Origin of the sequence: Nostoc sp. XA010, from assembly GCF_020829625.1 — a bacterium.
Classification (GTDB): domain Bacteria; phylum Cyanobacteriota; class Cyanobacteriia; order Cyanobacteriales; family Nostocaceae; genus Nostoc.
Genome location: NZ_JAIVFX010000035.1, coordinates 12,616 through 36,408 on the forward strand (window position 1 = coordinate 12,616; position 23,793 = coordinate 36,408).

Consider the following 23,793-nt stretch of genomic DNA (forward strand, 5'->3'; position numbering starts at 1 on the left):
TCTCTTAAAAGCAGCGATAGTGTAACTATTACTACTTACAAGGTCTTTTTCCTTAATATCTGCGCTTGTCAATTTCCGGACTAAGTTATTAAGTAAAACTTTGCCGTTATCTGTCAAAAAATACAATGCCCCCCTTGGGCATTTACTAAGTTGTTTTCCCAAAATCAGAAAAATTTTGTACTTAGGGCTTGTCTGTAAATTGGTTGTCAAAAGAGGCAATGGGCAGGGAGAAAACTGAAACGGAGCTTGCACTTTGCCTCAGTTCAAGAGGATAAAGAAGGACGGGGTTTCTCAACTCTTGGAGAGGCTTTGCCCTAAGCGTACTCCTAGGTCGAAGCAAGCGGGAGCGGAGCGTCTCCTGTCTGAGAAGGGCTGTAGGTAGGGGAACGTGCCTCACTGGCAAGAGAATGCGATTAAAAGCTGTAACCCTTATTTCACACAGCTTAAAACTTTTCAAGCGTGCCATTCGCGTATGACCGAAAGCTGACTGGTGATGTTGGAGGTTGTCAACTGTAGTTCGTGCTGTTGGACCAGAACCTAAGGTAGCATGGGGTGCTGTGGCTAAATAACTGTGTTCTCAATCCTAACTTGACTCGATCGGAGCTTCTTCCACTGCATCAACCAGTAACTCTCTGTCTTGCCCTTCTTTACTTCCTCAATCTTAGACCTGAATACTTACGCTTATTTTTATTTCTATAAAGTATAAAAAAAGCTATTAAATGTCTAACTGAAGTGGTAATATTTCCTCAAATCTGTTTCTGTACATTGTAGCTTTATATAAAAAAATGGAAAGTAATACGATTGCTCAAACCAGTTTTTGTAGTAGCTAAAGAGGTGAAAAATTGCTGTAAATTAGAGTTTTTTGCTTGTCTCACTATGGTGGTGGCAGAATGATTTAAAAAATAGTGAGCTTTTTCACAAAAATGGGGAAAATACGCTGTGTAAGCTTCTGGAATTTAACACTAGCTGTAAAATTAAAATTTACCAGAATTTTAGGAGTGTTACTTGCTTTTAACCAAGGTAGTGCCTTGGCTGATGTCTTAGCTATTAATAGCCAGAGACAGTCTGTTAAGGAAATTGAAAACTTAACTTTATCAGGAACTCGTCTGTTAACGAGCCAGGATCAATTCCGTCAGATATCTGTGCTCACAACAGGCTTATCAAAGTTGAATCAACTAAGATTAGACCCAATTTTGTCTCAGGTTCTCGACTCAGAACCAAAACAGCCAATCCCAATCCCACAGCCACAACCAGAACCTGCCCTCGAACTTCCTCCTAAAACATTTCCCTCCTCTGAAGAAGGCTTAGACCTTCCTGAAAGTATCATCGTTAGGAAATTCGAGTTTGATGGGAACACGGCGTTTAGCGACGAAAAGTTAACTAAAATTACTGATCAATTCACCAAGCGATCGCTAACCTTTGTAGAATTACTAGAAGTTGAGGCTACTGTAACTAAACTCTATACCGATGCCGGGTATATTAATTGTGGTGCTGTCATCCCGGCTGGTCAAACCTTATCTCAACAGGGATCTGTCGTCAAAATCCAGATTATTGAAGGAGGACTAGAAGAAATTGCGGTAACGGGTACACGACGGTTGAACTCGAACTACATCCGCAGCAGATTAGCCATTGCCACCGCTAAACCCCTAAATCAAAAGCGCTTGCTGTCAGCTTTGCAACTATTGCAACTTGACCCCCTAATTCAAAATATATCAGCCGAATTGTCTGCTGGGTCGCGTCCCGAATTAAGTTTACTGACAGTCAAGGTAGTAGAAGCCGACTCCTTTAATACAGAATTTTTTATAGATAATGGTCGTGCGCCTAGTGTTGGCAGCTTACGACGTGGTGTCCGTATTAACGAAGGAAATTTATTCGGTTTTGGGGATGGCTTGAATCTGGAATATATCAATACTGATGGTAGCAACGCCTTTGACTTACGCTACAACATACCTGTTAATCCTCGTAATGGCACAATTACCCTCAGAGGTGGTTTGACGAGTACTGAAATTGTCGAACCACCCTTTGACCGCCTAGATATCATTGGTAATTCCAATTACTTCGAGTTAGGTTTTCGTCAACCTTTAATCTTATCTCCCAACAGAGAATTTGCTGTCGGTCTATCCGCGTTACGACAAGAAAGCAAATCTGAACTGCTAGGGATGCGTGTTCCCCTGTCAGCCGGTGCTAATGAACAGGGAGAAACCCGCATCTTTGCCTTGCAATTCTTCCAAGAATATCAGCAGCGTAATTCTCAACAAGCCTTAGCCCTGCGCTCTCAATTTAACCTTGGTTTAGATATCTTCAATGCTACCGTCAACAATGACCCTCCTGATAGTCGGTTTTTTTCTTGGCGCGGGCAAGGACAATATGTGCGACTTTTAGCACCGCAAACTTTACTAGTGATCCGTTCTGACCTGCAAGTGACAACCCGTGCCCTTGTGCCTTTAGAGCAATATGGGCTGGGTGGTCTGCGTAGTGTTCGAGGTTATCGACAAGATATTCTGTTGACAGATAACGGCTTTTTAGCATCAGCAGAAGTGCAATTACCAGTACTGCGGGTAGAAAACGTCGGAGGAGTTTTGCAAGTAGTGCCGTTTATTGATTTTGGTGTGGGTTGGAATAGTTCCGGGAATGCAGACCCAAATCCTAATACTTTGCTGGGGTTGGGATTGGGTTTACAGTGGCAAATGGGCGATCGCCTTAATGCTCGCCTTGATTATGGTATTCCATTAACAGATATTCAAGACAGAGGCAGGACTTTACAGGAAGACGGTATTTATTTTTCAATAGTTGCGAATCCTTTCTAAAATTTTTTGTCACAAAATCTCTGATTAACAAAGGTCTAGAAATCAAAAGTTATGCAACACTCCAAGCGATCGCTCCTGTCTTCTACTTTACCTCTATCTATAGGGGTGAATCTTATGTTGGCTTTGTTCTCTTGTATTGCTCCCTGTCCAGCAAAAGCACAAATTACAACTCAAATTACACCTGATGCGACTTTAGGCGATAAAAGTTCAGTTGTAGTAAAAGGCAAACTTGAAGGCAGTGATATTGAGCAGATTAATGGGGGAGCAATTCAAGGAAGCAACCTATTCCACAGTTTCAAAGAATTTAACGTTGGTGAAGGAGGAAAAGCCTATTTTACAAATCCAGGAGAAATTACGAATATTTTGACTAGGGTGACAGGAGGTAATCCCTCGAATATTCTCGGAACTCTGGGGGTTTTGGGCCAAGCCAATCTGTTCTTCATTAATCCTAATGGAATTGTCTTTGGTGCCAATGCCCTTTTAAATATGGGAGGATCATTTGTAGCTTCTACCGCAGATAGCCTAGTGTTTGATAATGGGTTGGAGTTTAGCGCCACAAACCCACAAGCACCGCCACTGCTAACAGTGAATATTCCTGTAGGATTGCGCTTGAGAGAGAATTCAGCGAGCATTGTCAATCAATCATCTGCTGTTCTTTACTTACCGTCGGGGAACACTTTGGGACTAGTTGGTGGAAATGTCATCCTTGATGGTGGGAGCATGGGAGTACCTGAGGGTCGGATTGAGTTAGGAGGATTAACTGGTACGGGAATAGTCGGTTTAAATGTCCAAGACGCCCAAGGAATCCCAAGAGTAGGTTCTTTAAGTTTTCCCAATGGTGTTGAACGAGCTGATGTATCCCTCTCTAATGAAGCAGTGGTGAATGTTGCTGGTAAGGATGGCGGTAGTATCGCTATTAACGGTCGTAATGTAAATATTGTGGGAGGAGGTCGGTTATTAGCTGGAATAGACCCACGTTTCGGTTCACCTGGAACTCAGGCGGGAAATATTGAAATTAATGCCACTGATCAGGTAGTTTTTAGTGGGCCCATGAGTGGAGCGTTGAATAAAGTGGAGCCTGGAGCGCAAGGCAACTCTGGTGACATCAATATTAAAGCTCGTTCTCTTGAGGTAAGTGATGGTGCTCAACTCAGTGCTAGTACTTCCGGCAAGGGAGATGCAGGTAAGATCCTTATTAATGCTGAAGAACAAGTGCTATTTGATGGAGGAAGTAACCCCAACAATCTCAGTTATGCCTTTAGCCAAGTAGAACAGGGCGCTGAAGGCAAATCTGGTGGAATTGAAATCAACGCAGGTAATCTAACAGTTACCAATGGTGCTCAACTTAGTGCTAGCACTTCCGGTAAGGGAGATGCAGGTAAGATCCTGATTAATGCCAAAGAACAGGTGCTATTTGATGGAAAAAGTGATACCGGAAATCCCGGTTACGTATTTAGCTTGGTGGAAGAGGGTGTTGAAGGCAAATCTGGTGGAATTGAAATCAACGCAGGTAGCGTTACACTGATTAATGGTGCTCAACTCAGTGCTAGTACTTCCGGCAAGGGAGATGCAGGTAAGATCCTTATTAATGCTGAAGAACAAGTGCTATTTGATGGAGGAAGTAACCCCAACAATCTCAGTTATGCCTTTAGCCAAGTAGAACAGGGTGCTGAAGGCAACTCTGGTGGAATTGAAATCAACGCAGGTAATCTAACAGTTACCAATAGTGCTCAACTTAGTGCTAGCACTTCCGGTAAGGGAGATGCAGGTAAGATCCTGATTAATGCCAAAGAACAGGTGCTATTTGATGGAAAAAGTGATACCGGAAATCCCGGTTACGTATTTAGCTTGGTGGAAGAGGGTGTTGAAGGCAAATCTGGTGGAATTGAAATCAACGCAGGTAGCGTTACACTGATTAATGGTGCTCAACTCAGTGCTAGTACTTTCGGCAAGGGAGATGCAGGTAAGATCCTTATTAATGCTGAAGAACAAGTGCTATTTGATGGAGGAAGTAACCCTAACAATCTCAGTTATGCCTTTAGCCAAGTAGAACAGGGCGCTGAAGGCAACTCTGGTGGAATTGAAATTGATGCAGGTAGTTTAACAATTACCAATGGTGCTCAACTTAGTGCTAGTACTTCCGGAACTGGAGATGCAGGTAAGATCCTGATTAATGCCAAAGAACAGGTGCTATTTGATGGAGAAAGTGACACCGGAAATTTCAGCTATGCCTTTAGTCAAGTGGAAAAGGATGCTGTAGGCGACTCTAGCGGAATTGAAATCAATGCAGATAGTTTAACAATTACCAATGGTGCTCAACTCAGCGCCAGCACCAAAAGTTCAGGTGATGCAGGTACGATCAACATTACTGCCACTGATAAGGTAATCTTTGATGGCGAATCGAGCAAAGGCGATCGCACTGCCTTACTGAGTCAAGTTTTAGAGGGAGCAGTTGGAAAATCAGGCGATATCGAGATTAAAACTCCAATTTTAGAGGTGACGAATGGTGCCTTTCTGGATGCCAGCACTGAAGGTTCAGGCGATGCAGGCGCAATCAGCATTACTGCCACTGATAAGGTAATCTTTGATGGCGAATCGAACCAGGGTAACGGCAGTGCTGCAACTAGTCAAGTCACAGATATTGCTACGGGCAATTCTTCTGGAATCGAAATCAGCGCTCCTATAGTGAGAGTGACCAATGGTGCTCAACTAGATACCAGTACTTTAGGCAAGGGCAATTCTGGTGCAATTCGAGTCACGGCTACTGATAGTCTAGTTGTTGACGGTACGAGCGATAGCTTCTTGAGTTCCGCTATTACCAGTGAAGTTGGGACTAGTGCAACCGGAGTCTCCCAAGGGATTACTATCAACGCTCCTCGTTTACAGGTAAGTAATGAGGCTTTTATCAGTGCTAACACTGCTGGACAGGGCAATGCTGGTAACATTGAAATTACGGTTAACACCATTGATCTCTCCAGAGACGGACAAATCCGCACTAACACTTCAGCTAGTTCAAAAGCAGGCGATATCACACTGAATGCACAAAATCGTGTTAGTCTAACTGACTTTGGAACCGCAGTCTTAGCTGAGACTGAAAACACTTCTACCAGTGATGGCGGTAATATCTTCGTGATTGGCTCCCCCAAAAATGTCCTGATTCAAAATGGTGCCCAACTTTCTGTGAATAGCAAAGGAAGCGGCACAGGAGGCGATATATTTATGCAAACCAATTCTCTAACTTTGGATCAGGGAACGATCTCAGCCGAAACCGCTAAAGAAAGAGGCGGCAATATCAGCCTAGAGGTAGCAGATTTATTACTGATGGAAGACGACAGCAAAATTACTACCAATGCAGGCATTGAAAGCCAACCAGGGGCAATTGGTACTGGCGGCAACATTGTCATTAACACCCAATTTTTAGTTGCACCACCCTCACAACCAAAGGGTAGTGATATAACCGCCAATGCAACTTATGGTGACGGTGGCCGTGTTGATATCACAGCTACTAGTATCTTTGGGATTGAATTTCGGGACAAGCCCAGGGATTTCTTCAATGACATCACCGCTAGTTCAGAGTCTGGTGGCAATCAGGGAGTAGTGAGCATCAATCAAAGGATTGATTCCAGGCAGAATTTAGTGGAATTACCTGCAAATGTTGTTGATCCCAATGACCAAATCGCCCAAAATCCTTGTAGTAAAGGTGTTGCGAGTGAATTCACGATCACAGGACGGGGTGGACTGCCTCCTAGTCCCAACGAAGACTTGAGCCAAGAAGCTACTCAGGTTGCTTTAGTGGAACCAGTCTCAACCGTCAGTAATGTCAAACCACCACAGAAAACCTCCTCTGGGCATAATTCAAAATCCCAAATCCCCAGCCCGATTGTGCCAGTTCAAGGATGGGTATTCAACAATAAAGGTGAAGTAGTTCTCACCGCTTACAATCCCAACGTCACTGGAACCCATCGTCTACCTAAAAATTTAAGCAGTTGTCCTGCACGATAAGGCCCAGAAAAAAGGTGAAAACAATTATTTTTGTGAATTACTTGACAGGATAAAATATGAATAAAAAAAAGCGGAGAGGGCGATGTCTACGACGGGCTACGCCTACGCTCAAAGCAAGATTTTTCTCGAAAATTATCCATTACAAATCTAGACTCTATAGTAGCCAAGTAGGATCGCTAATTTTAGTAGTTCTGTTATTTTTCTTGTCTGTGGGAGGAGTGCTGGTTACTACCCAAGTTTGGGCATCAACTGCGATCGGACAAACTCAACAAGAGCCTTTACAGTTGGTACAAGAAGCCAAATCACTTTACCAAAACAGACAATTTGAGTCAGCCCTAACCGTTTGGGAACAAGTTGCTGCGGCTTTTGCGGCGCGAGAGGATAAACTCAATCAGGCAATGGCGTTGAGCAATCTTGCCCTAACAGCTCAACAACTCGGTAGGTGGGAGCAAGCCAAAAAAGCGATCGCTACCAGCTTAAATATCCTCCAAACACAGCCAAAAACACCAGAGCGATCAAAAATCCTCAGTTCCACATTGGATATCCAAGGACAGTTGCAATTAGCAGTAGGAGAATCAGAAGCAGCCTTAGCAACTTGGAAACAAGCGGCTGAAATTTATCGAAATCTCGGCAATCAAAATGGTGCAATTAGAAACCAGATTAACCAAACTCAAGCTATGCAAGACTTGGGTCTTTACCCAATGGCTTGTAGAACCTTACTAAAAACTTTAGAGTTCGATCATCAAAACTGCCAGATCACAAAAGAAGAACTTTCAACATTAAAAAAGCGATTTGTCAACAAGGGAAATTCGTCTTCTTTAGATATCCTGGCTTTGCGTAGTCTCGGCAATGTTTTACGAGTTGTTAGTCAACTCGAACAATCGCAAATGGTCTTGTCCGCAGCTGGGCAATTAGCTCAACAATCAGGAGATTCGCAAAATCTGGCTGCTATTTACCTGAGTTTAGGCAATACAGCCCGGTCTTTGGGTAATAGAAAAATACAGTTGGAAAAACCAAGCGAACAACAGCCAGCCCTTACACAGTCTATATGCATTCAAGCAGCCAGTATAACCAATGCAGCTGGATTTTATCAACAGGCTGCTACTTGCTATCGCCAAGCTGAATCATCTACCTCATCAGATATCAAAAGACAAGCTCAATTGAATCGATTCAGCCTTTTGGTACAAACTCAACAATGGTCTGAAGTACCAACCTTGCTATCTGAAATCACGTCTCATCTCAATGACTTACCTATTACTCATCCCACTGTCTATGCTCACATCAAATTTGCTCAAAGTTTGATGTGTCTGCAATCAGGACTGAGTGAAAACTCATCAAATGCTTTATCATCCCCGATTCTGCAACTATGTAGCTTTGTAAAAAATACACCTACGGGCATTGGTGTTAAAACTCTTGAATCCTCAAAAATTCCCTCATGGTCGGAAATTGGGCAAATTTTACAAACCGCCCTCAACCAAACTCAACAATTGCAAGACAAGCAAGCCGAAGCCGATGTGCGTGGTTATCTTGGAGGAGTTTACCAGCAAATGGGGAAATTGACAGAGGCACGACAATTAACTGAACAAGCTTTACAGCAGAAATCTGCTTTTAATGATTCTAGTATTACCTATCTTTGGCAGTGGCAGTTAGGACGGATTTACCAAACTCAACAAAACCAAAAAAGCGCACTTCAAGCCTACACCTTAGCCTACGAAACTCTTCAGTCTTTGCGTAAAGACTTAGTTGGTATTAACCCAGAAATTCAATTTACTTTTCGCGATAGTGTAGAACCAGTCTATCGAGAATTGGTCAATTTGCTCTTGCAACCCCAAGCTTCTCAACAGATAAAGCAAACGGAGATTGATCAGGAAAATCTCAAGCAAGCTCGTGATGTTATAGAAGCACTTCAACTAGCAGAACTAACTAACTTCTTTCGAGAAGCTTGTATAACCAGTCAACCCCAACCAATTGACCAGGTAGATCCAAATGCTGCGGTCATCTATTCGATTATTTTGCCTGATCGCCTTGCTGTCATCTTGTCTAGACCTCAAAAGGACTTAAAATACTATGCAACGCCTCTGAAGCCTAATTCTCAGCCAGGAGAAATCGGGGAGATCGAGCGTGTATACAATGATCTGCTTGCTGGCTTCACCCGTTACAGCTACTCAGATTCACTTCGTCCACAACAAATTTTTTATGACTGGTTAATCCGACCAATTGAGCCAGAACTGCAAAAGGATGACATTAAAACTTTGGTGTTTGTACTAGATGGAGTTTTGCGTGCAGTACCCATGTCGGCACTTTATGATAGTCAGAAGCAAAAGTATCTGATTGAAAAATATAACCTTGCTTTGAGTCCAGGGTTGCAGCTATTGTATTCAGCTTCGCTTTCCCCAAACAAATTGCAAACTTTAGTAGGAGGTTTGGCTGAGGCTAGGCAAGGGTTTTCCAAACTGCCGGGAGTGGAAGAGGAAGTTCAGGAGATTACAAAAATAGTTCCCACAGAAGTTCTTTTAAACCAAGAATTTACCCGCAGTCGCTTGAAAGTTCAAATCAACAATGTACCTTTCCCCATTGTTCACTTAGCAACCCACGGCCAGTTTTCTTCCCAGGCTGAGAATACCTTTTTGTTGACTTGGGACGGTCGGATTAATGTTAAAGAATTAGACCAATTATTACAAGCACGCGATCGCCCTGGTCGAAGTCCTTTAGAATTATTAATTTTGAGTGCTTGCCAAACCGCCGCAGGTGATAATCGAGCGGTTCTGGGACTAGCAGGGGTGGCGGTGCGTTCAGGGGCACGTAGTACATTAGCAACGCTTTGGTCAGTAGAAGATGAATCTACAGTTGAGCTGATGAACAAGTTCTATTCAGAATTGAAACAACCTGGGGTAACTAAAGCTGAAGCACTTCGTCAAGCTCAGTTGTCCCTGTTGCGATCGCCAAATTATCGTCGTCCTTACTACTGGGCACCCTTTGTTTTAGTCGGTAATTGGTTGTAGCCAGCAAGTAGTATACTATTTTTTCGGAATTGAGCATTCATAATGAGTATGACTTTAATTAGAGCTTAGACTTTACCAAAAGATAACCCATGTTAAATAGTCAACAATTGATTGGTCTAATGACGATGGGGTTGTTTCTTATAGGGACGCAACCAACAATTGCCCAATCAACTGCAAATACTCCAACGCCGACTAATCGCTTAAAACCCCAAAGGATAATATTTGAAGCACCACCAAAGGAGGATAAGCCAAAATCTACGTCATCGGGTGGGTCTCGTAGTAATTGGCAATGTCCTCAAGATGCAACATCAACCACCACTCCATCTAACCAGATCCCTATAATGTCCCTTGTTCCCCCTGACAGCAACTATGGGTTGACTACAGCAGAACATCCGACATTTTTAGTGTATCTGCCGCAAACATCTGCCAAGCAACTAGTCTTAAGCTTGATGACAGAAGACAATCAGCTTTATTCCCAAACCTTGATTCCAATTAAAGGTGAACCTGGTATTATTAGCATCAAGTCAACAGATAACTCACCCCCTCTGAAAGTAGGCAAAAATTATCAGTGGGGTTTAATGTTAATATGCAAAGAAAAACCTAGCCCTAACGATCCAGTAATTACCTCTTGGGTACGCCGTGTGGTTTTACCTCAACTCCATAGTCAGCACAGGACAACTTTGGAGCAGGCAGATGCTTACAGTGAACAAGGAATTTGGTACGATGCCGTCATTACCCTAGCTCAAATCAGAAACACTCAGCCTAATAATCAAGACATAGCAAATATCTGGACAGACTTTCTTAAGTCAGTAGGGCTAGAAGCGATCGCTACTCAACCGCTTCGATTGTAGAAGTGGTTAACTGTTTTTCTCGTAACTGCTGCTCGATAAAAGCCTGATTCTCCTGGCTTTCTGACTGCTTGAGGTATTCAATGGCAATTGCTCCAGCAAGGGGATGGTCTTGGCACATTTCTAAAAGTAGTGCCAAAGTATGATGGAATTGGAGTCTTTCAAGTTGTTTGTGAGTAACCAACTCTAAGGCGACTGCTGACCCCAAAAGCACTAGCAGCGAGGGAATGATGGGTAACCACCAGCCCAAGCAAAAGGCTAAAAAGCCAATCCCCAAAAGCCCAGCACCAGCAAGGATTAGACTGGCAATGATCGCTATTGGAGACCTCAATTGTCGGCTTATTAATCCTCCTAATCCCGCCCAAACTAAAATCCACAAGCATTCTATGGGTTCTTGCCAAACCCGAAGCAAAGGTCTGCCATCAACAACAGCACTAATTATTTGACTGATAATGTTGGCATGAATACTCACCCCAGTCATCGGCTGCGAAGAACTAAATAAACCACTGTTATAGGGCGTATAAAATACATCTTTAATGCTTGCAGCAGTAGTGCCAATCAAAACTAAGCGATCGCGTAAACTATTAGGTTTAATGGGCTTTTCCAAGATATCCCTTAAAGGGAAAGTAGCAAAATTTTCCTGATTCCCTCTAAAGTTTAACAAAATCTGATAACCTCCAGAATCCGCATGGACATAGCCTCCATCATTGCCCACAAATCTTTCAAAGACTGCTTTACCCCACCTGGGGTCATTGTCAACCCATTTTGTGGTTATCCCTTCTTTATTTAAATAGTGCTGTGCCAGTTTCACTGCCAAACTGTAGCGTGTTTTATTTTGGGAGAGGTTTACTGATAATAATGCCCGACGCACCTTGCCATCTGCATCCACAACCTGATCGGCAAAGCCCACTCTTTCTGCGTTAAGGCTGGGAGGAGGCGCAATAATGGGATTTACAACTTTTTCAATTCCATATAAGTTAGGAGTTGATTTTAAGATGTTAACCAAGTCCTGATGCCCAGATTCTACAGGTAAATCTCGATAAATATCTAAACCAATTGCTCTAGGTTGTTGGGCTTTAATATTGGCAATTGCCTTAGCTAAAACTTGATCGGGGATAGGCCACTTTCCCACCTTTTTTATATCTTCTTCATCAATAGTGACAATCGCTATCCGTTTCTCTGGTGATTCTTGCAACAGCCGCCAGCGAAAAAACTGGTCAAGCATATTCCATTCGCCACCCTGCAACAGTCCACCAAAGCGCAGCAGCAGAATAGGTGCAGTCACACATATAGCAATCCGTGGTATCCAAAATAAGCCAATTCGCCGTTGCAAAACTTCCGGCTTGGCTTTTTGTCTAGCTTCTGCCAAAAGTTTATTAGCTTGTGCTAGTGCTTGTAGTGACATTTGGGCTTGGCGTTTGGCTAATTCCTGACTGGCGGCTAAAAATTGATAATCTAAATCGCCAAGGCTTTTACCTAATGCCCAAGTTAAGGTACCCTGTAAAGCTTGTCCTCGCAATAGATAGGATTCATCTTGGCAAGCTGATGCTGACCAGGCTGCGATCGCTTCTGCATAAGGTCGCAACTCTGCTAATTTACGATTAACCCAATTTTGGTTAAAGACAGCTTTGTAAATGCGATTATATACCTTGAGCTTACCTTGCTGCTCAACTACTAACCCTGACAATCGTAATTCGATTTGTTCAGGAGTACCATCAGCAGAAATTTCTCCAAGACGTAAAATTTGCTGGTATAACTCTAATAATCTACCTGTACGTTTTTCATTTCTGTACAAAATGCGATCGCGAATCGTCCTTAAATGCTCAGGTTCATCTTGAGATTCCCAATTCTCAACAATGTGCGACCTTACTACTTGCTCAACCGATGAAAATCTTTGAGCAGTTGACTCCAAAACTATAAAATGACACAGCTTTTGCGTCAGAAACGGTTGCCCACCTGTCCATTCTAATATCTGCATGAGAACTGCTTCGGGGTTACTTACTCTCTGGTTCAAACCATCCATTAATGGTTGCACTTCATCAGGCTGAAATCCTTGCAGTTCTATCGCCTTGCCAATATTGAATGGTGTCTGCGTCTTATCTTTAATCAGTTCGTTAGGATTTGCAACCCCTAATAGTGCAAAAGTCAAACGCTTATATTCATAATTAACTTCTCGTTGTTGAAAGAAGAACCTAATTAAAGCAAAAAAATCATCCAATGAAAAATTCTGACTTAAAACGCGATCAATTTCATCGATAAAAATAACTATATTTTGCTTGACCTCTACTAACAGTACTTCTTCAATAAATTGGCTCAAACACTGCACCGGTGAAAGCAAATCTCGCCGCTCACGCCACCAACTCCGCCATTGAATCTTTGAGTGCAGTTGGCAACTACTCACCAAAGATTGGACAATCCCTGCATACCACTTTTCTGGAGTTACATCCTGTGTTCCCATTCCTGTCAAGTCAATAAACGCACAAATAATTCCTTCTGCTTGTAGCCTTTGCATCATCTGCACTCGCAAGCTAGACTTGCCCATCTGCCGCGAGTTCAGCACATAACAAAACTGACCCCACTTTAAGCGCTCATAAAATTCTGTATCAGCAAGTCGTTTCACATAGCTAGGAGCGCTACTCTCAAGGCTTCCTCCAATTTGATATTCAAAGTTTGGCTTCGCTGCTGTCATCAAGGCTGTCCTTTATATTTTCCAATATATATTTTTAGTTTTAATTTCATATACAGGCATACAAATAATCTATTATCTAGCATTTATATAAAAAAAAATACTATTTTCATTCATTAACTGACTTTTCCTGACTTTTACCTATTTTCGACTTTTTAGTATTCTTTATTACTTAATAAACATCCTGATTTTTTCCTATTGTATTATTCATGATATGGCATAAACATAATGGTATGAATTAAAGAAACTTACAAATGCCATTAAATACTACTAATTAAAGGAGTCTAAAATGTCTTTTCAAACTGGAATTTTTTACTTATCTTTAGTATAAATAAAAACATTGCATTATATGAGCTTATGTCTTATGAAAACCGTTTTTCAGAAGAGAGTTAAGTACACATTTATTAGTGTATATAAGTAAGCCGTGGGAAAAATTTATAAGTATATAACAAAGAATTAAGTAAATAATTAAAGTTAAATATTATACTTTCTATATTGTATTTTTCCTTATCTGCTCTAGCTTGAACTCCATCAATCACGGTATAGACAGGCAAGGTCTAACTAGCGTTCTTGTTCTAATTTTTGGGCTATTTGAACGCTGTTATATGTACGTGGTTCTTTCTCTAAAAAAACGAAAACCATGTCAACTTCTGCCCACTTTGGTTTTCCTTCTCGCCCCTGTCTTTCCCAAAGTCCCTCTAATCCTAGTTTTCTCCATCTATGCAAAGCTTCTCGCACCCTTTAGGCAGAGCATAAGTTTTTAAATGGACTATTTTTATTACCATGTACAGAACAAAAAAGTTAGCTACCAAAAATTTTAGTCTTTTACAAGCATGGATTAATTTTGGCAAATATCCACATTTAGTTGCTGAGGGCAACGACAATAGCCAAACTGATATTGTTGGTTTTATATCTGATAATATGTTTGTCTCTTTTAAGCCAAACAATAGAAGTTTTGGTGAAGCTTTTGTAGCAAAAAATGATGATTTTACTTTCAATAAAGGAGCATGGGCTAGCTTTGATCGCTATCCACGTCAATTTGCTAAGGTGAATGGTAATAGTCGTGTAGATATTGTTGATTTTGGATATGATAATGTGTTTGTGTCTTTTGGTAAAAGTAATGGAACTTTTGATGAAATTTTTGTAGCAAAAAATGATAATTTTACAGTTAGTAAAGATTATTGTAATACCTTTGACCAAAAGCTACGCCAGCTTGGTGATGTGAATGGTGATGGAAAAGCTGATATTCTTAGTTTTGCTCAAAATGAAACTTATGTAGCTTTACTTAATAATCAGATAACACCACCTCCAATGCATAATCAGTATGTTGTAGCTGGTTACTTACCTTCCTGGGGTATTAGTAATACTACTAATCCTGAAACTATTCCGGTTAATAAGCTGACACATTTATTCTATGCCTTTGCAGATGTCGATACACAAGGTAACGTTAAACTGAGTCAAGATGGTCAAGATGGTGACATCAATCTATTAAAATGTCTCAAAGCTCAAAATTCCAAGCTTAAAATCCTTGTTTCTATCGGTGGTGCAGGAGAAAATGATTTTTCTTCAGCAGCTTCTACAGCACAATCTAGGATATTCTTCGCCCAGTCTGCCATCAATTTTATGAAAAGTAATGGTTTCGATGGCATTGATATTAATTGGGAATTTCCTAAGAAAGAGGAGAATAGTAATTACACTCAATTACTGGGTGAAATACGTCAACAACTTAATAACGCATCTACTACAGATGGAAAGAAATATCTGCTGACTACTGCCCTTTCTGCTTCTCCCTATCAATTGTCTCCATCAGATTATGCTGATGCTCCTTACGATTTAAACTCAACTGTTTTGAAAACTACTTCTGAATATGTTGACTTTATCAACGTAATGACCTATGACTATCACGGTATTTGGGAAAATACAACTAATCACCAAGCTGCTTTGTATAAAAGTAGCAGCGATCAATCATATAATAGTGATAAACTCAACGCCGACTGGTCAGTTAAAAAGTATTTGAGTGCTGGTGTTGAAGCTAAAGATATTGTTTTAGGAGTTCCTCTCTACAGCCCCAGGTGGGCGGGAGTGAAACCTGGTTCTGACAATGACGGATTGTTTCAAAGTGCTACCCCAGTAAATGATCCACTTTTGTATAGAGATATTCACGATCAGGTGGGTAGAAATGGATATCAATACTACTTGGATGATAGCGCCAAAGTTCCATATATTTATAATTCTCAAAAACAAGAATTTAGTACCTACGAAGATAAACAATCAGTCCTCGAAAAAGTTAATTATGTTGAACAACAAGGTCTAGGTGGAATATTTTTCTGGCAACTCTTAGGTGACTTGCCAATCAATCATTCTGATTCATTAGTTAATGTTGCTGCTAATTTGTTGTAGAACTTATTATGATGTATAATCCGCAGAAGCTGCATATAGTAAATATTAGGATTTGTAAAGATAAAATTTTATAGGGAGCATCCAAAATGTGGAAAAATATAATTTCTCATTGTGTTCGCCCCAAGTGTTTCCAAAGGGTAGGAAACGCAGTAAAGCAAAGCAATGGCAAAGTCCAGATGTCGCCATTGCTACCCTGCGGAAACGCCAAGGGTGAACATTCCGCAACTCTTAGAGACGCTAGCGCGTTAAGCAAAGCTATGCCGTTGGCGTACTCCTACGGAGAAGCAAGCTACGCGTAGCCTGTCGCAGACAAGCCTCTCGTAGAGAAAGCTTTGCGCTTCATTGGTAATTGACTTGTACGATTTTGGTAAAGCAGAGTTTCTCGGAATATATTCCCAGTCTTAAGGCTGGAAATAAAGCAACACAACCCTTTGGGCTTTTCTTAGTGCCATTCATCTATATACTAAGAGATCAAAACTATAGATAGAAAATAAAAACAGGTATTTCTTAAGCATCCATGAACTCAAAATCAGCCTTTACCTGGGAAAAAGCTAAACAGGTTGCCGAGCAATTTGTCTTCAACAATCTTGGAGAACACCTTAAAGATATTGAAATAGACGTGCTTCGAGGCTCGTGGGAGGGTCTGACTTATGAAAAGATGGCAGAGCAGTACCATCTTTCTGTAAATTACCTCAGAGGAGATGTGGGTCCTCATCTGTGGCGAAAGCTTTCAGAGGGGTTAGGGGAAGAGGTAACAAAGAGTAACTTTAAAGGAGGTTTGGAGAGAGCCGGGGAAAAAGAACTATATTCACATATTGATAGCAATGTCAAGCAGCCAAAAGCCTCGTTAGCAGAGGTACCCTTTCCAGACGGTTCAGTTCCTCTGGATTCTCCTTTTTATGTGAAGCGAAATGCTATAGAGTCTGTTTGTTACGAAACAGTTGTCAAACCCGCTTCCCTAATTCGGATTAAAGCACCGAAGATGATGGGCAAAACTTCATTGCTTACCAGGATTCTGGCTCATGCTGAATCCCAGAATTATCAAACAGTATATTTGGATTTAAGTAGTGTAGATCGGGCAATTTTAACGAATTTGGACAAGTTCGTGCTTTGGTTGTGTTTTATGGTGGGTCGGAAGTTAAAGTTAGAAAATCGATTAAAAGATTATTGGGAAACAGAAATTTTAGGTAGCAATGATAACTGTACAGTGTACTTTGAGGAGTATTTATTGCCACAAATAAAGTGTCCTTTGGTATTAGGGTTAGATGAAGTTGATCGGATTTTTCCCTATAACCAAGTGATTGAAGACTTTTTCGGGATGCTGCGAAGCTGGCATGAGAAAGGGAAAATTTCTGAGCAATGGAAACAACTAAGGCTAGTGATGGCACATTCTACCGAAGTTTATATCCCCTTAGACATGAACCAATCTCCCTTTAATGCAGGGTTAGCAGTGGCGTTGTTGGAATTTGACCACAAGCAGGTGATAGATTTGGCTCACCTTCATCGACTGAATTGGAATGATACTCAGGTAAAGGAATTAATGAATATAGTGGGAGGACATCCTTATCTGCTGCGGTTAGCAATGTACGAAGTTTACACTACAAAGGCAACGCTAAAGCAGCTATTACAAGATGCTTCTACAGAAGCGGGAATTTACAGCAATCATCTGCGGTGGTACTTAGAGATGCTGCACTCAGAAGAGGCTCAAGGTTTAAAAGAAGCCTTAAAAAAGGTGGTCAATTCACTTGAGCCAGTGGAATTAGATTCAATGCAGATTTATAAGTTGCACAGTATGGGATTAGTACACCAACAGGACAATCAGGTAATGCCTAGATGCAATTTGTACCGTGAGTATTTCCGCAGAGTGTTGTAAGTAGCCATCCGTCACGTAAACATAAATTAGACATCTCCGAAAACTATCAAAATTGAAATGCTTACCTAGTATAGCTTAGAGCTTTTCTTATACAAATTCTGCATGAAGATGCACATAATAAGACCCCCCTGTAGTCCCCCCTTGGTAAGGGGGGACGGCGTAGCCGGGGGGTAAATATATGCAGCTTCACAAAGAAACGGTATTAGTGCCATTTAATATCTTGTGCGTTTACCCTACTAAACCTGATTTATTCCTATTTTTTGAAATTTCTTACCTATCAATCCTGATTTTTTACTCTTTGATTAATTGTAAACCTAATTTTATATAGAATATTTGCCTGACTTTTCCCCCTTGTATTCTAGTTGAATTCTAATAATTATAGTTAGTGTAGATATCAAGAGTTGTCTTATGAATATTAAGTCCTATTTCCTACAATATCCGATAACTTCATTCCTCAAAACCAAAATATTTACCCGCACAATCAATAAAGTTCCTGCTATTGGACTGGTGCTTTGCTCCTCTTTTACTGTATTATTGGTATTACCTGAATTTAGCGATACTGTTTTGAAGAAAAGCGAAACAACAGCCCAAGCGCAACAGATAAATGGAACTCAATATACAGTACAACCTGGTGATTTTTTATCGAGTATTGCTGAGAAATTTTATGGTGATGGTAGCGAAGCTTCGTGGAGAAGAATTTATGAGGCTAATCGGGCTGTAATTGGAACTGATTCTACTCAAATAACGGCTGGAATGGTACTTATTATACCTGGAGCCAATCAATCTCAGTCCAGTCTTGTTGCTAGCAGGGGTAGTTTCCAGGACATGCTACTAGCCCTAGGGCAAAGAGAAACAGGACAACAAAATCCATCTTATAATATTGAAAACCAGTTGGGTTTTATTGGCAAGTATCAATTTGGTGAAGCTTTATTAATTGACCTTGGATACTATCAAGCTAATTTTTATTATGGCAATGGTGCTAGTAGAAATGAGTGGCAGGGTACGTGGACAGGGAAAAATGGTGTTAATAGCAAGCAAGATTTATTAAATAATCAGAATAATGTGCAAGAAAAGGCTATTCAAGAAGCTTTCGCATTGAACTTGGAGCGGATCAACAGTCAACTTCAACAGAATGGACTCTCCCTAAGGCAATTTATTGGACAACAACGAGGAGGAGTAGTCATCACTATATCTGGAATTCTTGCAGCTGCTCATCTGCGTGGCGAAGGAGGGGTTGTCCAACTGCTGTTGTATAACCAGGTTTCTCAAGACGAAAATGGCACTTCTATTCTCGATTATTTAAGAGAATTTGGCGGATTCCAAACTCCGTTTGACTAAGGAAAACACTACTACTAAAATAACGTCAGTTCGCCCTGAGAAAGCTAAGGCTTACTGAGAAGTCCCGAAACTGATTTAAGAGACTGGCTGAAAATCTCACAAGTGCCAGAATTTCGGCAGTGATTTCTGGACAAGTGTCTAAGAAAGGGGAGCAATGCGATTTTGTGAGGTTTGGTCAAAAACAAGCGATCGCTAAATTATTTTCTCAGTAATTAAAATATATTTATACTTAATAACCAATATTTATACTTCAAAATAGAGGATCTGAGTCACAACGAGTTTTCAGTTTCTTTTTCGACCTCATGCCTCTGATGACTTGGGAATTGTGGTTAGCCCGTCATATCGTGACTGACAATCCTCTACCTTCTCACATTGGGAGAGGCTAGCGCCAAGGCAGAAGTCTCTTGAGCAATTAACCCCTAGAAGAGTTGCGATAAGCGTTGGGTGGAGTTTTTGCGGTCATTGGTACTCCAACAAGAGCAGCCAAACCTCGCGGAAAGTCACCTGCTTGGGAACCAGGAAAAAAGCGTTTTCGTAAAAACCGCTATCCCATTGTTAAAAAACAGTAGCACAACCACGTAAAGAACTAAGCTGTTGCGCCTTTAATTTGCACTAATATTTTTTCAACATGGTTGTGGGGTTTAAGATTATTCATACTTTATGCTAAGTCTCTGATTCACTCAGCCCTGCTGGGTCATTTTGCATGGCTTAGTCTAAACTCCAGTTATCCAGCAAGGATTTAAAAATATTGTGCGTTTACCCTGCTGAACCTGATTTATTCCTATTTTTTTTAATTTCTCACCTATCAATCCTGATTTTTTGTTCTTTGAGTAATTGTATACCTAATTTTATACAAAATATTTGCCTGATTTTTTCCTCTTGTATTCTAGTTGGATTTTGATAATTATAGTTAGTGTAAAGATAAAAAGTTGATTTTAGATTTTAATCAACTTACTTAGGAAGCGCAATTAAACAATTAGCAATAATGCAATGAGAGTTTTATGTCTAAAATTTTAGAACGATCAATAACACAACAGATGGAAATGCCCGGAATAAAAGTGTTCAGACAAATGTTTGATAACACTTGTCAAATGATTGAACAACTTGATAGCAAGGGTAAATTTGTTGAACAACCATGGACACGTAATAACGGCACTTGGGTGGGTGGTGAGAGTAGTGGAGACTCAATCTATATTGACCGAGCTTTAGACAACGGCAATGTTTTTGAAAAGATCGGAGTCAACTATGTAGCGATCAAAGGTGAACTGCCTCCCGGAATGACTTTTGAAAAGTCAGGAGCTTTGGCAACAAGTGAAGCGGATAAAACTTATGGCGATAAAGGTACTCCCTATTTTGCTACCGGTACTAGCTTTGTTATCCATCCCCATAACCCAATGGTTCCAATCACCCATGTTAACTACCGTTATTTTCAACTGGGTCATAGCAAACAGCCAAATTATTGGTGGTTTGGTGGTGGTGCGGATCTAACCCCTGCATACCTGTTTGAAGAAGATGCAGTTCACTTTCATAAAATACACAAGGATGTTTGTGATAAACACGATGCTTCCTATTACCCACGCTTTAAAAAGTGGTGTGATGAATACTTTCATGTATCTCATCGTGGTGAAAGTCGAGGAGTTGGTGGAATTTTCTTCGATCATCTAAACAATCGCCCTGTAGAAGAACTTCTGGCGTTTGTCACAGACTGTACTGAGGCATTTGCTCTGGCCTACCTACCGATTGTAGAGAGGCGCAAGGATATGAACTTTACAGAAGAGAACAAGTACTGGCAGCGAATTGTTCGGGGACGTTATGTAGAGTTCATTCTAACTTCTGATCGCGGTGCTCGCTTTGGTATAGCCAGTGGCATGGTAAACCATCAAAGTGTTTTCAACTGTATGCCTCCGGCTGCTTCTTGGACATATGACGATCGACCCACTTTTGGTAGCCAAGAAGCAATCTTGAGAGAAGTTTTGAGAACTCCACGAGACTGGGTATAGGATTTCGGAATAGATCAAGACAGCCAACACAGTAAAGGTAGGTGTTGAGTGACATGAAAATAACACAACTGCTGAACATGGAGCGATCAAAAGTTAATAGTTGGATCAAACCTCAATCAAAAATCCACAAAAAATCCCCAGCTAAAGGAGGAAATAATGTTATTTTGCGGGCAATAAAGTTTTATTATTTGGTAATAAATGAGTTCGAAGTTGAGCTTGTATTAATTTGTCGTGATATCCTCAGATATTGTTTGATTGTCTTGATCATTTATTGCCTATTTTCCACTGTTAATGTTCATTCATAAAACTAGTTTTTGTTTGTGATAATTGTAGAATAAAAGGGAAGTGAAGATGGAAACTAAGATAGATGTAGATAAGATAGGTGCAGGCGATCTACGGATGGAAGACATCCTCAACATAGATGAATCAAAAGCTATGAGCTTGTTCCGGAATAGATTTGTAAGGTATAAAAAGCTGGCGAAGGAAATGGGAGATGAAGCCGCTTTTGAAAAAATGATGGAAAAGTATCCTGAACAGCAGAAGGCATTAATGGGTGCTTTTATCGATAACGCTACTCTAGCCGAAGGCTTCAAGAAACCAATTCCCCTCTTGAAAATGATGGGCTTCGTTACGGAAATAGTAGATATTTCTCAGAATGGAACAGACGCTACACTTGAAATTCAAAGAGTTTGCCCAGCTTTATCTCTTGCTAAAGAGTATGGTTTTGAAACGCCTTGCTATCTGCTCTGTGAGATGGAACAAGAGGCAGCCAGAAGGGCTTTTCCTGGTTTGAAAGCTTCAATTCTCAGTAAACAAGCTGAAGGTGACTGCGTTTGTGTCTTTAAGTATGAAAGACCAGAACAACAGGTGACACAATCCACGAAAAATATATCGAGCATCTTTTCCAAAGTCATAAATCTATTTCGAGTAGTTCCCGTTCTTGTTCAAATCGGTATTAAGATGCTCAAGATTCGCCTTTCTAATTAAGTGGTAGTTTTGAACAATTCGCGGTTTATAGCTATTGCAAATTTAGTAGTAGTCCAAAATTATTTTGATGCACTTAATCTGCTGCCCTCACAGTCTCAAGCTGGCTTTATGCCCATCGCACGCTTCTGTCCGCCTGAGAGGTAGTGAGTCAAAACGTTTAAATCATACGCGCATTATCAGTGTCTAGTCTCTCTCTTTGTGAGTTTTTGCATTGTCAAGGTAAATCATGAACAGTGTTATCTCAGACCTACAACACATCATCGAAGGTGAAGTTAGCGGCATAGAAGAAGATTTAATCGCAGTTTCTCAAGATTTCGGTGGCATTATTCAAAAACAACCCCAAGTTGTAGTTCGTCCTCAGAATGCAACTGATGTGGCGAAATCAATACAATATGCTGCCAAGCAGGGGATAACGGTTTCTTCGCGGGCGGCAGGACATTCGCTCAGTGGTCAATCTCTAAACCAGGGAGGCATTCTCTTAGATATGAGGAGGCTGAACCAAGTTCATGAGCTTGATGCAGACCAATTGTGTTTTAAGGCAGATGCTGGTGCAACTTGGCGACAAATTGTGAATGCATCAATTTTGCACCGTCTGATTCCTCCTGTTCTCACCAATTACTTTGATGTCACTATAGGGGGAACCCATTCGGCGGGAGGACTAGGGCAGAGTTCGTTTCGTCATGGCTCCCAAGCCGATAATTGCTTGGGGCTAGAAGTGGTTACTGGAACAGGAGAGTTGGTCTGGTGTACGCCGGAGCAAAACAGTGAGCTGTTTTATCATGCACTCTGCGGCTACGGACAATTCGGTATTATTACAAAAGTCCAGCATCGGCTTAGGCCCTACCGTCCTTTCACCCGTACCTATTTCCTCTGCTACGACGACTTAGATACCTTTCTACAGGATGAGCAATTGCTAATAGCAGAGGATCGGGTGGATGGGTTGCTGGCGTTATTTTCTCCTTGCATTATGGGCGTGGCCAAATCTGGAGAAAAAGGACTACGACCGCTCATTGAGTGGTTCTACAGGATGCAGATTACCTTAGAGGTTGATTCACTCAACGGCATCAATGAGGAAAAATTGCTCTCAAGTCTCCACTTCTACCGTCATGTTTACACCGAAAATTTGACTTTTGAGGAGTTTGTGCAACCTGTGATCCAGATTCCTCATCTTCCTGGAACGGCAAATCCTTGGATTGATGTGCTTTTGCCGGGATCGACCGCAAAAGAATATATTGAAACGGTTCTTGAACAGGTTCCCGGGTTTATTGACTTCAGGACTACTCCCATCGGTTCCTTTGGGTTGGTTTCTCACAATACCAATATGCCTATGTTCGCCTTACCAGAAGAAGAGTTGGTTATCGGGTTTGGGATGTATCCCACCGTTCCCAAAGCTCAAATTCAGCCTATTTTAGAGCAGTTGAATCTGTTTACTAATCTAGCGTACCAAATGGGTGGTAAGCGGTATGTAGCAAGTTGGGCTGAATTGGATTTAGCGCAGTGGCGACTTCAGTTTGGTGATTATTGGTTGCAAGTTAATGAATTGAAGCAGAAATACGACCCTCAGGGAATCTTGAATCCAGGGTTTATCAAATATGAAGACATAACCTATGCAGAGATAGAGCAGTTACACACTCCGTTTAATCAAGCGGTTGTCTCTGAATCTTTACTGCCAGTTCCTCTCAGCGAAGATGTTCCTGTGGTCGCACCGTCTGATTCTCGATTAACCCTTTCTCCTAGAGCGATCGCTCTAGCAGCCTTAGCAATTCTATTTTTCTTGCTGTTGGGTGTACCCTTATCCGGTCAGGCGTATCCGCTTTAATCCATTGATTGGTATGCAAATTCGTGAGTGC

11 protein-coding genes are annotated in these 23,793 nt (G+C 41.2%); 10 read left to right on the forward strand and 1 reads right to left on the reverse strand.

Annotated features, from left to right (window positions below; all coding sequences use genetic code 11):
• Positions 1-923: 923 nt before the first annotated feature.
• The 4 genes from LC608_RS29860 (at position 924) to LC608_RS29875 (ending at position 10,662) form a co-directional block, all read left to right on the forward strand.
• The gene (locus LC608_RS29860; protein WP_229557030.1) at positions 924-2,807 is read left to right on the forward strand and encodes a ShlB/FhaC/HecB family hemolysin secretion/activation protein; all 1,884 of its coding nucleotides are present in this window, start codon (positions 924-926) and stop codon (positions 2,805-2,807) included.
• Between the two features lie 51 nt (positions 2,808-2,858).
• A complete protein-coding gene (locus tag LC608_RS29865) occupies positions 2,859-6,809 on the forward strand; it encodes a filamentous hemagglutinin N-terminal domain-containing protein (RefSeq protein WP_229557031.1) in 3,951 nt (1,316 codons plus the stop codon).
• Positions 6,810-6,865: 56 nt separating this feature from the next.
• Positions 6,866-9,811, forward strand: a complete 2,946-nt coding sequence (locus LC608_RS29870) for a CHAT domain-containing protein (protein ID WP_229557032.1) — start codon at positions 6,866-6,868, stop codon at positions 9,809-9,811.
• A gap of 89 nt (positions 9,812-9,900) precedes the next feature.
• Positions 9,901-10,662, forward strand: a complete 762-nt coding sequence (locus LC608_RS29875) for a DUF928 domain-containing protein (RefSeq protein WP_229557033.1) — start codon at positions 9,901-9,903, stop codon at positions 10,660-10,662.
• Here LC608_RS29875 and LC608_RS29880 read toward each other — a convergent pair.
• Complete coding sequence (locus LC608_RS29880) at positions 10,640-13,348, reverse strand: CHASE2 domain-containing protein (RefSeq protein WP_229557034.1); 2,709 nt, start codon at positions 13,346-13,348, stop codon at positions 10,640-10,642. The two genes, LC608_RS29875 and LC608_RS29880, sit on opposite strands and share 23 nt — an antisense overlap.
• Before the next feature lie 780 nt (positions 13,349-14,128).
• On the opposite strand from LC608_RS29880, the gene LC608_RS29885 reads away from it, so the two are divergent.
• The 6 genes from LC608_RS29885 (at position 14,129) to LC608_RS29910 (ending at position 23,762) form a co-directional block, all read left to right on the forward strand.
• The gene (locus LC608_RS29885; RefSeq protein WP_229557035.1) at positions 14,129-15,745 is read left to right on the forward strand and encodes a glycoside hydrolase family 18 protein; all 1,617 of its coding nucleotides are present in this window, start codon (positions 14,129-14,131) and stop codon (positions 15,743-15,745) included.
• A 517-nt stretch (positions 15,746-16,262) separates the two neighbouring features.
• Positions 16,263-17,618: an AAA-like domain-containing protein gene (locus tag LC608_RS29890; protein ID WP_229557036.1), complete on the forward strand. Its 1,356-nt coding sequence runs from the start codon at positions 16,263-16,265 to the stop codon at positions 17,616-17,618.
• A gap of 408 nt (positions 17,619-18,026) precedes the next feature.
• The gene (locus tag LC608_RS29895; protein ID WP_229557037.1) at positions 18,027-18,956 is read left to right on the forward strand and encodes a LysM peptidoglycan-binding domain-containing protein; all 930 of its coding nucleotides are present in this window, start codon (positions 18,027-18,029) and stop codon (positions 18,954-18,956) included.
• A 1,001-nt stretch (positions 18,957-19,957) separates the two neighbouring features.
• The gene (gene hemF / locus LC608_RS29900; protein WP_229557038.1) at positions 19,958-20,956 is read left to right on the forward strand and encodes an oxygen-dependent coproporphyrinogen oxidase; all 999 of its coding nucleotides are present in this window, start codon (positions 19,958-19,960) and stop codon (positions 20,954-20,956) included.
• 351 nt (positions 20,957-21,307) lie between these two features.
• Positions 21,308-21,943 (forward strand): L-2-amino-thiazoline-4-carboxylic acid hydrolase, encoded by a 636-nt coding sequence (locus LC608_RS29905; protein WP_229557039.1) that lies wholly within the window; start codon positions 21,308-21,310, stop codon positions 21,941-21,943.
• A 226-nt stretch (positions 21,944-22,169) separates the two neighbouring features.
• Positions 22,170-23,762 (forward strand): FAD-binding protein, encoded by a 1,593-nt coding sequence (locus LC608_RS29910; protein WP_229557040.1) that lies wholly within the window; start codon positions 22,170-22,172, stop codon positions 23,760-23,762.
• Positions 23,763-23,793: the final 31 nt, after the last annotated feature.

Excerpts from the sequence above, each read along its gene's own strand:
- LC608_RS29860 (WP_229557030.1), top strand. The coding sequence starts at position 924 with ATGGGGAAAATACGCTGTGTAAGCTTCTGGAATTTAACACTAGCTGTA.
- LC608_RS29865 (WP_229557031.1), top strand. The coding sequence starts at position 2,859 with ATGCAACACTCCAAGCGATCGCTCCTGTCTTCTACTTTACCTCTATCT.
- LC608_RS29870 (WP_229557032.1), top strand. The coding sequence starts at position 6,866 with ATGAATAAAAAAAAGCGGAGAGGGCGATGTCTACGACGGGCTACGCCT.
- LC608_RS29875 (WP_229557033.1), top strand. The coding sequence starts at position 9,901 with ATGTTAAATAGTCAACAATTGATTGGTCTAATGACGATGGGGTTGTTT.
- LC608_RS29880 (WP_229557034.1), bottom strand. The coding sequence starts at position 13,348 with ATGACAGCAGCGAAGCCAAACTTTGAATATCAAATTGGAGGAAGCCTT.
- LC608_RS29885 (WP_229557035.1), top strand. The coding sequence starts at position 14,129 with ATGTACAGAACAAAAAAGTTAGCTACCAAAAATTTTAGTCTTTTACAA.
- LC608_RS29890 (WP_229557036.1), top strand. The coding sequence starts at position 16,263 with ATGAACTCAAAATCAGCCTTTACCTGGGAAAAAGCTAAACAGGTTGCC.
- LC608_RS29895 (WP_229557037.1), top strand. The coding sequence starts at position 18,027 with ATGAATATTAAGTCCTATTTCCTACAATATCCGATAACTTCATTCCTC.
- hemF (WP_229557038.1), top strand. The coding sequence starts at position 19,958 with ATGTCTAAAATTTTAGAACGATCAATAACACAACAGATGGAAATGCCC.
- LC608_RS29905 (WP_229557039.1), top strand. The coding sequence starts at position 21,308 with ATGGAAACTAAGATAGATGTAGATAAGATAGGTGCAGGCGATCTACGG.
- LC608_RS29910 (WP_229557040.1), top strand. The coding sequence starts at position 22,170 with ATGAACAGTGTTATCTCAGACCTACAACACATCATCGAAGGTGAAGTT.